Origin of the sequence: Marinobacter sp. SS5-14b, from assembly GCF_030541005.1 — a bacterium.
GTDB lineage: Bacteria > Pseudomonadota > Gammaproteobacteria > Pseudomonadales > Oleiphilaceae > Marinobacter.
The window spans coordinates 321,003-334,999 of sequence record NZ_JASSVM010000002.1 but is presented as its reverse complement, the minus strand read 5'-3'; the positions used below and the strand labels follow the sequence as shown (position 1 = coordinate 334,999).

At 58.1% G+C, this 13,997-nt stretch carries 13 protein-coding genes; 7 read left to right on the top strand and 6 right to left on the bottom strand.

Translation table 11 applies throughout. From position 1 onward, the window contains the following. The first annotated feature begins 81 nt into the window (after nt 1-81). Entirely contained in the window at nt 82-354 is a 273-nt protein-coding gene (locus QPL95_RS05505; protein WP_303289999.1) for a hypothetical protein, read from the top strand. 26 nt (nt 355-380) lie between these two features. Here QPL95_RS05505 and QPL95_RS05500 read toward each other — a convergent pair whose 3' ends face one another. Genes QPL95_RS05500 through QPL95_RS05490 form a run of 3 tightly spaced genes read right to left on the bottom strand, consistent with a single transcriptional unit; the run spans nt 381 to nt 4,915 of the window. Next, complete coding sequence (locus tag QPL95_RS05500) at nt 381-794, bottom strand: response regulator (RefSeq protein ID WP_303289998.1); 414 nt, start codon at nt 792-794, stop codon at nt 381-383. Between the two features lie 28 nt (nt 795-822). Next, complete coding sequence (locus QPL95_RS05495; protein WP_303289997.1) at nt 823-1,377, bottom strand: hypothetical protein; 555 nt, start codon at nt 1,375-1,377, stop codon at nt 823-825. After that, nucleotides 1,370-4,915 (bottom strand): response regulator, encoded by a 3,546-nt coding sequence (locus QPL95_RS05490; RefSeq protein ID WP_303289996.1) that lies wholly within the window; start codon nt 4,913-4,915, stop codon nt 1,370-1,372. Before QPL95_RS05490 ends, QPL95_RS05495 begins: the two co-directional genes overlap by 8 nt. Nucleotides 4,916-5,079: 164 nt before the next feature. On the opposite strand from QPL95_RS05490, the gene QPL95_RS05485 reads away from it, so the two are divergent. Further along, nucleotides 5,080-6,117 (top strand): hypothetical protein, encoded by a 1,038-nt coding sequence (locus QPL95_RS05485; protein WP_303289995.1) that lies wholly within the window; start codon nt 5,080-5,082, stop codon nt 6,115-6,117. A 3-nt stretch (nt 6,118-6,120) separates the two neighbouring features. Here QPL95_RS05485 and QPL95_RS05480 read toward each other — a convergent pair whose 3' ends face one another. The 3 genes from QPL95_RS05480 to QPL95_RS05470 form a co-directional block, all read right to left on the bottom strand. After that, nucleotides 6,121-6,348, bottom strand: coding sequence for a hypothetical protein (locus QPL95_RS05480; RefSeq protein WP_303289994.1), 228 nt, complete (start codon nt 6,346-6,348; stop codon nt 6,121-6,123). Nucleotides 6,349-6,466: 118 nt separating this feature from the next. Further along, on the bottom strand, nt 6,467-7,753 hold the full coding sequence (locus QPL95_RS05475; RefSeq protein WP_303289993.1) for a serine hydrolase: 1,287 nt from the start codon (nt 7,751-7,753) through the stop codon (nt 6,467-6,469). Between the two features lie 36 nt (nt 7,754-7,789). Continuing rightward, the gene (locus tag QPL95_RS05470) at nt 7,790-9,010 is read right to left on the bottom strand and encodes a diguanylate cyclase (protein WP_303289992.1); all 1,221 of its coding nucleotides are present in this window, start codon (nt 9,008-9,010) and stop codon (nt 7,790-7,792) included. Nucleotides 9,011-9,151: 141 nt separating this feature from the next. On the opposite strand from QPL95_RS05470, the gene QPL95_RS05465 reads away from it, so the two are divergent. From QPL95_RS05465 to QPL95_RS05445, 5 genes are read left to right on the top strand one after another with little or no spacing between them, the layout of a single operon-like run. Continuing rightward, the gene (locus tag QPL95_RS05465; protein WP_303289991.1) at nt 9,152-9,529 is read left to right on the top strand and encodes a cytochrome c5 family protein; all 378 of its coding nucleotides are present in this window, start codon (nt 9,152-9,154) and stop codon (nt 9,527-9,529) included. Nucleotides 9,530-9,540: 11 nt separating this feature from the next. Then, entirely contained in the window at nt 9,541-10,959 is a 1,419-nt protein-coding gene (locus QPL95_RS05460) for a D-arabinono-1,4-lactone oxidase (RefSeq protein WP_303289989.1), read from the top strand. Nucleotides 10,960-10,966: 7 nt separating this feature from the next. After that, nucleotides 10,967-12,271: a DSD1 family PLP-dependent enzyme gene (locus QPL95_RS05455; protein WP_303289988.1), complete on the top strand. Its 1,305-nt coding sequence runs from the start codon at nt 10,967-10,969 to the stop codon at nt 12,269-12,271. Between the two features lie 57 nt (nt 12,272-12,328). Continuing rightward, nucleotides 12,329-12,799, top strand: a complete 471-nt coding sequence (gene ybaK / locus QPL95_RS05450) for a Cys-tRNA(Pro) deacylase (RefSeq protein ID WP_303289987.1) — start codon at nt 12,329-12,331, stop codon at nt 12,797-12,799. 4 nt (nt 12,800-12,803) lie between these two features. Further along, complete coding sequence (locus QPL95_RS05445; RefSeq protein WP_303289986.1) at nt 12,804-13,997, top strand: cation:proton antiporter; 1,194 nt, start codon at nt 12,804-12,806, stop codon at nt 13,995-13,997.

Sequence of the window (13,997 nt, the reverse complement as noted above, 5' to 3'; positions counted from 1 at the left end):
GGCAGCTTCTCTGCCAGACCCCGGTTGCTTCAGGCTCCGGGGTTTTCTGTTTTTGCAGCCGCAAAAAGTGAGGAGAAGATCATGAAAAGACAACCCGTCAGGCGGGCCGCCAACCAGCCGATCAGTAACCGCAACCTTCCGGTCAAGCGCCCGGAAAAACTGCCGCTACTCGATGCCATTTGCAAGAAGCTCAACCAACGGGTCAACCTGGATGACGAGCAGCGGGTCCTGGGGGTGTATGAACGCGGCTGGATTTTCAAAGGCGTACTGAGCAATCTCGACGGCGCTGAGGCTCGTTACGTCAGAGCCCTGGCCACCCGCTACAATTCCTGGATAGCCCGCCAGGTGGCATAACCTGGCGCCTGAACAGGCTGAACCGGTCAATGGTGCCGGTTCAGACCTTCGATTGCTGCGATATCACCGCCATGCACCATGGCGTAGTTGTTCACCACATCGTGAATTTTTTCCTGGGAGTAGGGCTTCACCACATAACCATTGGCGCCAGCGCTGATCGCTCGCTGAATACTTTCGATCGAATCGTCCGCCGTCACCAGGACAATATGCTGGTTTTCGCGAATTTTTTTGAATCCGGTCATCAGTTCATGGCCATTGCCATCCGGCAGGCCCAGATCCAGCAAAATAATATGAAACTCACTGGCATCAAACGCAGCTCTCGCCGAGGCAGCATCCGCACATTCTGCCACTTGTGTGGCGCCAGCCTTGTACAGCATATCCACTAACCGTTCGCGCATCAGTGGGTCGTCTTCTACTACCAGTACTCTGAGATCTGTCATCCGGTGTCTCCTCGGTTTTCCCGATCACTCAATAGGATTCGTGTCCAGTTCTTCGGGGCAAGTCCAGGGGCGGCGGGACAGGGCGACCACTTTCGCTGGCCGCACCCGGAAACGGTTTGTCCCCGTCACCGTCACTGTGCCTTGCCCGTGTCGCCCGGGTAAGAATGTTGGCGATGCTCACTGCAGTGGTGTAAAGCGAGATCGAAATAATCAGCAATATGGGCTGCACAAATGCCACAAAGCCGGGAATTTCCGCGTTGCTGGTCATACTCAGCAACAGTATGATGGCCGGCCCCAGCACCACAAACAGGGTCAGCGCGATGAAGAATACAATACGCTCCTTGTACCGGCCCAGGTCTTGATTGGTGACCAGCCCCAGCACAAACTTGCCGATCGCCAGGCCGGCCAGTATTGCTGCTGCAATACTGAGATCAGGCTGCATCAGCGTGTGATAGAGATTACCATCCCATAGCCGCTGCATGGCGATGACCAGAAACGGAAAAAGCACAAACAGGATGTCAGCGTAGGTGCCGTACATCATGCTCAACGAATACTGTTCCTGTTGGTGTCGGTTATCAGTCATTAGCCTGTTCCTGTGTGGTCTCGGTTTTCTGGCCGGATTCTGCCAGGGCCCGGTCTATCATATCGTTGAACGTTGCAAGCTCTGAGTCTATGCGCAGCCAGTCCGGAGGATCGTCTCTGGAGGCCTGCTCCAACACTGTGGCCTGCTCCGTCAGCAGCGGGTATCCCATTGCGCCAGCCGTCCCTTTGATCTGGTGGCTTTCAAGCTGCAAAGCGCTCAGATCGCGGGTTTGCACAGCGCCGTTCATGCGCCGCTGCCGGGCCGGAAGCCCGGCCACAAAGCGCATGGACAAATCCCCGATATCGTCATCAACCGTATCCATGTCAGGCGCTTCGGCGTGCAGATATCGGTCCAGCAGTGCCTGCAAGTGACCATGGTCAATCGGCTTGTTCAGTACACCGTCACAGCCCGCATCCAGTAAGGCATCGTTCTCTGACTGGTCGCCAGCGGTAAAAGCGATGATCGGGCGGCGGAAGCCAGCCTGCCGCAACAAGCGGGTCGCGGCAACGCCATCCATTCCGGGCATGTGACGGTCCATCAGCACCAGCTGAACCGTATCCGCCAGGGCGGTCCGAACGGCTTCGTCCCCCGACGCCACCAACACCGGTTCGGCTCCGGTCCGGCGGAGCATACGCTCAACCAGCCGCCGGTTATCGTCGTTATCTTCAGCCACCAGGACCCGGCCCGTGTACCGACGCTCGCCAGGCACTCCCTGGTCCGGGCACAGTGTCAGATACCGGGCCAGGGTTTCATAAAAGCGCCGCTTATCAATTGGCTTGGCCAGGTGCTCGTTACAGCCTGCCAGGCGATACTCGGCGATGTCCTCGGTCATGACATTGGCGGTCAGGGCAATGATGGGGGTGTTGATGCCGGCCTCACGCAGGGCAACCGTCGCATCACGGCCGTTCATCACCGGCATCTGGATGTCCATCAGAATCAGGTCGAACGGTTCCCTGATGGCTCTCTCAAGCGCCTCGGCACCATTGGTAACGTGCACCAGTTCTGCACCGGTGCGGCTGACCAGTAAAGATACCAGGCGCCGGTTCAACTCATTGTCTTCGGCACAAAGAATCCGGCCGGAGAGCCGCGGCGCCATCACCATGGTAATGGCACGGCGGCGCTGGCCAAACTCCGAGGCATTACGCAGGAAGTGCACATCACCGAGCTTGCCTGTGCTGATGGACACCTCGAACTCACTGCCTTCGCCGTATGTGCTGGTCACCCGGATGTTGCCTCCCAGCAATTCCGCAAGCCGCCGGGAAATGCTCAGGCCCAGGCCGGTTCCGCCGTACTGTCGTGAAATCGTGGTGCTGCCCTGGGCGAAGGGATCAAACAACCGGTCGATCTGTTCCGGCTTCATGCCAATGCCGGTATCGACCACTCGGGCATAGAGCGTCTCCTGTTGCCGGTCACAGCGAATAATCAGGGAGATGGAGCCATTTTCAGTAAATTTGAGCGCATTTCCACACAAATTGATGATGATCTGACGGAGGCGCGTAGGGTCTGTCTGGATTTTTTCGGGTAACGGATAATCACAAATAATGCTGAAGTCGAGCCCTTTCTCCCTGGCCCTCGGGGCAAAGAAGGCTCTTATTTCGTCCAGCAGTTCCGGCAGGTTAACCGCCACCACGTCGACATCCAGCTTGTTGGCATCGATTTTCGAGTGATCCAGAATGTCGTTGACCAGTTCCAAAAGGTGCCGCCCGCTGCGAACCACGGTTTCGGCGCTGCCGCGTTTCTCGGTTTCGTTCAGGTCCGGGTCGAGCAAGGTTTCTCCGTAACCGATGATCGCCGCCAGCGGTGTTCGTATTTCGTGACTCATGTTCGCCAGGAACTGGCTTTTCGCCTGGGCCGAATTACGGGCAAGCTCTTTTTCCAGTCGCTCCTGCTCTCGCTCCCGCTCAATCTGCAGGCGCTGATGGCTTTCGGTGGCGTCAATGCAGGTACCCTCAAGGTGCACGGGCAGGCCCTCGGCATCGTACACCGTGTGCAGGGAGATGGTTGCCCAACGCTCTTCGCCATGACGGGTCAGATAGCGGGCTTCAATGCCCTTGACGGTACCCCTCGCCTCCAACTGTTCCACCACCAGACGACGCAGCCGTTCATCTGCAATACAGGTGTCCAGTACATCCGGATTCTGCTTAAGCAGCTCACGACTGCTGTTGTATCCCAGCAGCTCGGCCATCGCCGGGTTTGCCGTGACAAAACGCCGGTCAGGTGACATCTGGAACACGCCTTCAATCGCATTATCAAACAACGATTGATAACGGCGCAGGTTGGCCAGTGCCCGTTTGTTCCAGGCCAGCGCCTCACCCTGCACCTGCTTGATGCGATCGGCAAGGGCGAAGGAAAACAGGATGATCTGCGCGGTCAGCCCGATCTGTGGGGTGTAGGTGGTAAAGGTGTTCAGAGGGAGATAGCCCATAACCGTCAGGGCGTAGATTCCGAAACCGGTCAGGGCCAGAGTCCAGGCAAAAAAGTAAGCCCGGGCAGCCGGGTTGTAGTAGTGCCATGACAGGTAGCTCACCACAATCAGAATAATACTGAGCAGGATGGATCCCACCAGAATCCATTCCATGGCCACCGAATACGGAATGAAGATCGACAATACAAAGGTAGCCACCACCGAATAAAGGCACAGCATGATGACGTGATCGAGATCCGGCGATCGTTGTCGGGTTTCCAGCAGAGAACGGGCCATTAACAACCCGAAGAACCAGGTCAGGATAATCTGGAAATGCAGGTATTCCTTGCTCAGCAATGCCGGGCGGCTATCGAGCAATTGCACCCCGTGAACCTGCTCGTTGGCAGTAAACACTGCGGCACACACCAGGTACAGCAGGTAATAGATATTGCTGCGCTCACGAACTGACACAGCAACAAACAGGTTATAGGCCAGGATGGCCAGGATGGAACCGAGCAATACACCCCGGACAGCCTCGTCGATGGACACCTTTTCAATGTAGCTGTCGGGATGCCAAAGGGTAATGGGCAGCCGGAACGCATTGGTGTTGGTAATTCTCAGAAAAACCGTGGTGGTGGTGTTCGGATCAAGTTTGAGGCGGAACGTCGGGTTGGGCACCGCCAGGTCGCGGTCGTCCCAGTTGTCGTAGTATCCGGCCTTGCGCTCGCGAATCAGCCGACCGTCGCGCACCAGATAAAGCCGGACTTCATCTACCAGTGGTAGCGCCAGCTCCAGTATCCAGTCAGACGGACGGTCGAGCTGACGGGTGCTCAGATCAAAGCGGGTCCAGTAAGCGGAATCAGTGTAGCCGAAATTCAGTACACCGCCCTCATGGCCGGTAAACCGATCCGGGCTGAGGGCAAGCACCTGCTCGATGGTCTGGCTCTGGCCCGGGTCCTCAAGGTACGCAAGGCAACCGTTCAGATCCCGGATACTCTCCGTGCTGTCAGCCAGAACCAGCTGGCCATCGCGACAACCACTTTGCGCCAAAGCCAGGGCGGGCAGGGCAAAAACTGCCAGAACCAGAAAGGTAAGAACCACCCGAATCGGGGCATCGGCAAACCGTTGCTGCAAAATGTGATCTCCGCGCGGGCAGCTGCGTGCTTTATCGTTTATTGTCAGCACACGTCACTTTAGCCGTTCACAACGACTTTCGCACCCCGGGGCCGCCTGAAATGAGACATTCCTGCCTTTTTGCTGTTATTTCATCCGCGGTTGCGTCGTTGTCGGGATGCGGCATGGAAAGCTCGGGCTCATCGACGCTGAACCCGGCCACCGATGTTAACCTGCGGTTTTCAACCTTCAACCTGGCCAACACCGACCAGGCCCCCGATACGTTGAGCCACACCCGCTTCGGCGATTACTATCCCGGCATTGAGCCCTCAGGTGTGGACAACACCCCCACCAACCAGCAAACCGTTGAAGAAGTTCGCCGCCATATTGATCGCTTCATCGGTGCAACACCTGCAGAAGACGGCAAGAGCTACACGAAAGTCCGGAATCCACTGGATCTCATCAACCAGGTGATCAGCGTTGGCCAGGTTGCCAACTTTGATGAAGGCCGGAATTATATTCGTAACCGGATAGCCGAGGGCCAGGCTGGCAATTACAACACCCGCAGTGCCGATGCGATGATTCGCTTTGTTGACCAGGAGGCCGAAAATAATCAGGCCCCCCTGAACAACCGGGAATGGTACTACCAGACTCTGGATTGGCGTTACCTGCCCAAAGGTCCGGACAACAATAACCTTGATGAAAAGGTCTACCGAACCGCGCAATACGTTGCCCGCAGTGTGAGTGAGGATCAACAAGCCAAACAACCCGAGCTGGTCAGCGTACTGGCGGGGTCACGATTCAATGCGCTGTCGTTCGCCAGCATCGGCTACAACCAGCCAGAACTGGCGACGGCGGATTTTGTCAGCCGTAACTATGGCGGCATTGAACTTCGGCAGGAATTTGTCGGCGAAGCCCAGAAAGACACACTGTTCATCAAAAACAGCGAACAGCAGGTGGTCGACCTGAGCCGGCACGGTGTGATTCTTGAGGATACCAGCCCCGATTGCCTCAGGGTGGAGCTGAACTACGCCATGAACGAGGTACGGATCTACACGTCAAACGAGGAGCCCTCCAGGGTTCCCGATCCGAATGCAAACCCCGCCGATTATGACAGTCCGGAGGATGTTCCGACGGTCGCCAACCCGGCAAACTGCGTCAACCAGGCCGACGACAATGCGGTGGTGTGGTGGAGCGCCAGCGCGTCCGCAGACCGGAAATAAACGCTATAGGTCCCAGTTCTGCAGAAAGCCCTTCTTTCTGCTGATCATTCTTTCATACGTGGAAATCATGATCGCTGCGTGGGGGGCCTTAACCAGCCTCAGGGTTTCGATCCGACGCTCCAGTCGCTCCACCTCATCACAGACCTGCTGCTGTACATGGGTACGAACGCTGTCATGGTGATCCAGCTTTACTCGGCGGAGTTCGCGTATCGGGAAATCGGGGCGATTCATGTTTGGGGTACCTCATCCATTGAGTGTGGTGAAAATCCTTTTCAATCACGCAAAGTTTGCCGAACTGTCAGACAAAGTGCAATAAAAGTGAATAAGGTTTCACTTTTCTTAACGTACTTCACGCTGGCGCCAGTCTGCGCTTGTTCTCCGGCAATACCGGAAACTGCTTGCACACAGTATAGACAAAACGAGCCAGTGCGGGTATGTGGTGGCCAACAATCGGAAAACCCGTGTTAAGCAAACTGACCACGATGTCTCGAGAGGGGTCGGCCCAGCAGAGCTTGTTGATCAGGCCGACATGACCAAAGGCATACCGGCTCTGCTGCCCCCAAAGCCCAACCGGATTGCCGCCCAGCATCATGCCCGCACTGAAACGCATGGGAATCATCATGGTGCGGTCCATCTGCAACGACCCAAACTGCTGGATAGCCCGGCGAATGGTGATTTCGCTGCAGATGCGCTTGCCGTTCCACAACCCGCCGTTGAGCATCATCTGAAAGAACCGGCTCATTTCTTCAGCGGTGCCACACAGATTACCGGCCGGGATCACCGCTTCCTGGAAACGCGGATCATTAGTGACCCGCTCGACGGTCTGAATATCGCCCCCCAACGCCCGATTCACAATCCAGGACACGGGAAACCGTGGTGTCGGACCGGTGGCGTAGTTTGATGCCAGATCGTGCAGGTGCTCGGGCGTCACCCCGTAGGTAAACCACTTCATGCCCAGTGGCTTGCGCAGGTATCTGTCCAGGTAGTTTTCGATCGTATCGCCGGTCACCTTCTCCAGCACTCGCTGCAGTACAAAGCCGCCGGTAATGGCATGGTAGGCCACTTTGGCACCGTCGACTTCCACCGGGCGAGCGGCACACAGCAGGCGCCAGATCTCATCGCGATCCCAAAGAACGTCGATGGGCGTCTCTCTCGGAATCGCAGGAATGCCGCCACGATGCGACAGAATCTGGTGCACCGTTATGGTGCGCTTGCCACTCTTCGCAAATTCCGGGCAATAGTAGGATACCGGGTCCATCAGATTGACCAGCCCCTGTTCGGCCAGCATGTGGATCAGCAGTGCCGTGACCGCTTTGGATGCTGAAAAATAGCAAACGGGGGTTTCCGTGGTCATTGGAATCCGCGGCAGAGCGGCCGGGTCGCCGGGGCCATTACCCTGCGCGTGCCCCAGGGCCCGGTGCAGCACTTGCTCCCCCTGGTAGCGCACGGACAACTGTATGCCCGGGTGCACGCCGGTCCGATACAGCGCCTCGACACTTTGCCAGACAGCTTCTACCGCATCCTGCGGCAAGCCGGCACGCTCAGGGTGCTCACCGGCACTGTCCCGGAAGGTTACGGAAGCAAGGTCCCGGGGAATCTCGCAGGTGTGCAGGGCACGGCGGGCGAGTGAATGCATAACGAACGCCTTCATCGGTTGTATTTATTTATTGATTCATTCCTCATTATGTACCGGCGTTGCCGGCTGCGCCATGGCCACACAGTCACGCCCCTGCATTTTGGCCTGATACATCGCTTTATCGGCCGCTGCACACAACATATCGCGGGTGTGACCGTGCACCGGATACACCGCAACCCCGATACTGATGGTCACTGGCACGTTATGACCAGTGTCCAGAAACACCGGTTTGTGGCGCACTTTCTGACGAAGTCGCTCAGCAGTGTCCATGGCTTCTTCCCGGTCCATTTCAGGCAGCACAATCACAAACTCTTCGCCGCCAAAACGACCCACCGCATCGACACTTCGAACGCTCTCCTGCAAAATTCTGCTGATTGAGCGCAGCACGGCATCGCCTGCGGCGTGGCCCCAGTTGTCGTTGATTTCCTTGAAATGGTCAAAATCTATCCACAAAAGCGCCAGTGGCCTCTCATAACGCTTCGCCCGTTCCAGCTCTTCTTCGAGCACCCGGGACAGTTCACGCCGGTTGAACAAGCCTGTGAGGGAATCCCGGATCGCCATTTCTTCCAGTTCCCGTTCCAGCTCCTTGCGGTCTGAGATGTCCAGTACGATGCCCTCAAGCACTACAGAGCCATCGTCCTCGAGCACTCCACAGCCCCGTTCCCACACCCAGATCTTGCGACCATCTTTGCGGGTGATGGCATACTCCACCGAGAACGGCTGGCGCTTTGCGATGGCATCGGACACTTCACCTGCGATCCCGACGGCGTCGACCTCATCCATCAATGCGGCGTAGCTGCTCACCCGATTGTCGATCAGCTCTTCAGGGCGATAGCCGGTGAGTTGCTCACAACCTGCAGACACAAACAGCATGGTCCAGAACGAGTCATTCCGGCAGCGGTAGGCCATACCGGGCAGATTATTCATCAGCACAGTCAACTGCCGCTCCCGGTGGCGCAGTTCCCGGCGCTGGCTGGCCTGCAGTGACAACAGCAACCGGTCTTTACTGAGCTGGCGAAGGATCACCACAAACAGTGCCAGGCCGGTAACCAGCACGAACAGCAAACCTTTCCAGGTCTGTATTTCGGACAGGGTGCGCGGGTCTGGAAACCAGACTTCGACCACCCGGTCAGAAAACGTAATCCAGGCCAGGCCGACCAGCACATACACCAGAGTGACCCACAACGCGCGCCGCAACGGGCTATGGCTTTCGTGCAAACGAGCCAACTCCCCTGGCTCTGGTGGAACAGGTTCCATCAAGTCTTCCTTTGCAATGTATTTCGGGTCTATAGCAAAAGTAGTCAGTCTCCGGCCCAGAGTCGAGACTTGCTTGCATTTTACGGCTTCGTGGTCAAAACTGAACGTGACACATAATTACGTTTATTGGATTTTATGTCTTTGCCTACAACAAACAGAAAACATCGGCTGACCCTGTTCGCTCTGGGCCTTCTGGCCTTTGCCGCCGCCTGCACTGAAAGCGGCCAGCCGTCGCCGGCGATCCTGGACTATGCCTTGTCTGCGGCTCCTTCGGATGCCCGAATAGCCGAGATTTACCAACGGTCCTGCATGGCCTGTCACAGCCGAAGCACGTCAGGCGCACCGCTCACCGGCCACCACGACGCCTGGAACACGCGCATGGAGCAAGGCATGGAAAAGTTGGTTAGTAACGTCGTTTCCGGAATGGGAGCTATGCCGCCCTACGGGCTGTGCATGGACTGCAGCGTCGCTGAATTTCAGGCATTGATTGGCTTTATGTCCACACCGGCACAGCCTTAGGAAGACCGACCATGGAACGACGGCATTTTTTGCACCTGCTGGTGGGTACCGCCATCGCCACTCAGACCAGCCTTCCTGGCGCCGCTCAAGCGGAAACCGTGTTTGGCGCCGCCGGCCAGGCAGCCAGCCAGCCACCACTCACCTGGCGGAACTGGTCCGGTAGCCAAAGCTCGACACCGGACCTCAGACTGGCCCCTGCCAGTGTGAGCGAACTACAAAACCTGCTGGCCGACCCAGAGCACGCGACGGCAAAGATTCGGCCTGTCGGCTCCGGACATTCGTTTTCACCCCTGGTTCCCGGAAACGACATTCTGGTTTCTCTCGCACGGCTCAACGGCGTCCTCGACCACGACGATACCCGGTGTCGTGCGCGAGTTGCAGCCGGCACCTTGCTGGGCCAGCTTGGTCAGCCACTGGAGTCGATCAATCAGGCGCTGTTCAATATGCCGGACATTGATCAGCAGTCCCTCGGCGGCCTGCTGGCCACCGCCACCCATGGTACCGGCGCCGGCCTGATGAGTTTGTCTGGCTACATTGAAGGCCTGACGTTGGTGACCGCCCGGGGCGAAGCTTTTGAATGCAGCCAGCACAGGCACCCGGACCTGTTTCAAGCTGCGAAGGTCAGCCTCGGCAGCCTCGGCTTCGTTACGGAGGTCACCCTGCAGAACACTCGCCCCTATCGTCTGAAAAAAACCACAGAATGGCTGCCCATTGAGGACATTCTTGACACCGCCGACACCAAGGCCCGCGAGCACCGGAACTACGAGTTCTACTACATCCCCTTCTCCGGCATGGGCTTTACAAGTACTCATGACATCACCGGGGAACCAGCCGCTGCAAGTCCGGAACTTGATCAGAACGACGGCGCCAGAGATCTTCAGAAGGCCCGCGACTATCTGTCGTGGTCGCCCAGGCTGCGCAGGCTGATCCTGGGCGGATACATGCGCACTCTGAGCCGGGAGGTGAAGGTGGCTTCGTCCTGGCAGAACTACACCAGCGACCGGAATGTACGTTTCAATGAAATGGAGTATCACCTTCCGAAGGAAAACTGGCAGGCCGCTTTCCGCGAGGTTGTCGAGCTTGTAGAGCGCCGGTTCCCGGAAGTGTTCTTTCCGTTTGAAGTCCGGTTCGTAAAAGCCGACGAGGCCTGGCTAAGCCCCTTCTACAAGCAGGATTCGGTTTCGATCGCGGTGCACCGATTCTTTGAAGAAGACTACAGGCCGCTGTTTTCAGCCGTGGAACCGGTGCTTCGGCGGTACGGAGGCAGACCACATTGGGGCAAGCTCAATAGCCTGGGTGCCCATGACTTCCGTTCACTGTATCCAAACTGGCAGGATTTCTGCGATCTTCGGCAAGCCCTGGACCCGACCGGCCGATTCCTGAACCCTTACCTGGCCGGATTGTTTAGTAGCCAGAAAGCAACCGGATAACCTTACCATGGCTCACAGTAAAGCCTTTCAGAAACAACGCCGCCGAATCATCCTGGCCGGGGTTGCGAGCGCAGGCCTGGCCGGCGCGGGCTGGATGAAGCCCGAGGCCATTCGATCCGGGCATTCCTCTTACTTTAAGGGGCTCCAGGCTGCCCTGGCACACAGTGGGCTGGCAACACCCACGTTGGTGCTCGACCAGCAGCGACTGGACCACAACATCCAAGTACTGAATCACCATATCGGTAACGCGTTTGGCTACCGGATCGTGGTCAAATCCTTGCCGTCCCTGCCACTGCTTGAGCGCGTTATGGCCGGCACCGGCAGCCAAAAGCTGATGCTGTTCCATCAGCCCTTTCTGAACCTTGTTGCCCGAGCGATGCCCGACGCCGATATCCTGCTTGGCAAACCTCTGCCGGTCGCGTCGGCTGCCCGCTTTTATCAGGAACATACGGTCAGCCATGGCGGCTTCCGGCCGGAACGGCAACTTCAATGGCTGCTGGATTCTCCGGCCCGGCTGGCCAGCTACGAACAGCTGGCGAAACAGCAACAGCAGCCAATGCGGGTAAATCTGGAAATTGATATTGGCCTGCACCGGGGCGGATTTACCAGCGCCGAGTCACTGGTCCCCGCGCTGAGGCACATTGAACAATCGTCCTGGCTGAACTTCAGCGGTTTTATGGGCTACGAGGCCCAGATCATGAAATCGCCCGGACCCGCCCTCTGGCTCAGGGACAGGGCCATGGCCCGCTACCAGTACTTTGTGACCACAGCAGAACAAACCCTGGGGCGCAGTATTGCGGATCTGACACTGAATACCGGCGGGTCAACCACCTACCAACTCTATCAGGGTATGGCAGGCACGATTCCCGCCAATGAGCTGTCAGCCGGTTCCGGCCTGGTAATGCCGACCGATTTCGATCTGCCCACACTGGCAGATCACCACCATGCCATCTACATTGCAACACCGGTTCTGAAACTGCTGGACCGCACCCGGATTCCCGGTGCTCCGGGGCTTGGCTGGCTGCAATCGTTGTGGAACCCCAACCAGGCGCGCGCGGCCTTTATTTATGGCGGCCACTGGAAAGCACGGCCAGTGTCCCCTGCAGGCCTTACACATAACGACGTTTACGGGCACTCCAGTAATCAGGAGATGTTAAATCTGGCCAACGGGGTACCACTCAATGAGGGCGATCGGGTGTTCTTGCGTCCGACCCAAAGCGAGGCGGTGTTACTGCAATTTGGTGACCTGGCCGTGTTCGACGCCAGTCGCGGACAAATAACGAATAGCTGGCCCGTGCTTCGCGAAGGGTGATCTCCCGACCGGCCCGTGTTTTAATCCTTGCAGACCCTCACCGCAACAGGAGCCTGCATGACACCCGGAATACTCGCGGCCAAGAAAGCCAGCGTCAGCTATGTTGTGCATGAATACGATCACGACCCCTCTGCAGAAAGCTATGGTCACGAAGCGGCCGAGAAAATGGGCGTTGACCCTGGCCGGGTCTTCAAAACCCTGGTCGTTGCCATCGACGGCAAAGAGCTCGCGGTTGGCGTGGTGCCGGTCACAGCCATGCTCAGTCTGAAACTGATCGCCAAAGCCGCCGGGGCCAAAAAAGCCGCCATGGCAGACAAGCAGGACGTTCAGCGCAGCACCGGCTATGTGCTTGGCGGAGTCAGCCCCCTGGGTCAGAAAAAACGCCTGAAAACCTTCATTGACGCGTCCGCTGAACACTTCGACACCATTTTTGTCAGCGCTGGCAAACGGGGCCTGGAGATTGAGCTGGCCCCCAGCGACCTCGGCCGGCTGACCGGTGCCCGCTTCGCGCCGCTGCAACAGGACTGATGCAGTGAACCACGCCAACGACCTGATTCTGATTGGCGCCACCATGCTGCTGGCTCTGGGAGCCCATGCGGTAGGGCAGAAAGTGCATATCCCCAGAGTAACGCTGTTGCTTCTGCTGGGCGCCTTGGCAGGCCCGGATTTACTGGATCTCCTGCCCGCCGACGCTGACCAGAGCTTTGACCTGATCACCCAACTGACACTGGCCATGGTTGGGTTTCTGCTGGGCGAACGGATGTCGGCGAAAGACCTCAAGCAAGGCAAAGAAGCGCTGATCGTCAGCCTGGTGGTCACCTTCGTAACGGCCGCCGTGGTGACCCTCGCCATCTGGTGGGTCACGGGCAACCTGGTGGCCGCACTGTTACTCGGAGGCATTTCAACCGCCACGGCGCCGGCGGCCACTCTCGATGTTCTGCGGGAGTCCGGGGCTAACGGACCACTGACTCGTCTGGTGTTTCAGGTCGTCGCCATCGACGATGCCTGGGGCGCCATACTGTTCAGCATTTTGCTGGTTACGGCCGGCATTCTGCTGGGCAACGGTGACTCAACCGGCCCCATTGCCATGCTGCACGGCTTCGTGGAGGTGGGCGGTTCTCTGCTGCTGGGCCTGGTGCTGGGCCTACCCATGGCGTGGCTCACCGGGCGTATCAAACCGGGGGAGCCGATGCTGCTGGAATCGGCGGGATTTGTCTTTGTGGCGGCAGGGCTGGCCAGCTGGCTGGAGCTCTCCTACCTTCTAACCTGCATGACGCTGGGCGTGGTGGTCGCCAACAGGGCACGCCACCATGTGCGACCATTCCGCTCCATTGACGGCGTTTCCGAGCCCTTTCTGGCATTGTTCTTTTTCATGGCAGGTTATCAGCTGGACTGGCTGGCGTTACCGGCACTGGGTGCGCTTGGCGTGGCCTATGTCGCGGCTCGCGTGACCGGGCGGCTGGCGGGGGGTTATCTGGGCGGGTATCTGGCCGCATCCACGCCTGAAACGCGCCGCCGGATTGGCGCCTGCCTGATGCCCCAGGCTGGTGTGGCTCTCGGCCTGGCCCTGGTAGCCACCGAGCGGCTGCCCGAGCTGGGTTATATTCTGCCGTTGGTGATCGGTGCCACCGTGGTGTTTGAGCTTATCGGGCCGCCGCTCACCCTGCTGCAGCTGCGCAGCGCAGGCGAAACCGGCAAGGGATTCCAGGAGGAACCCGACGAATAA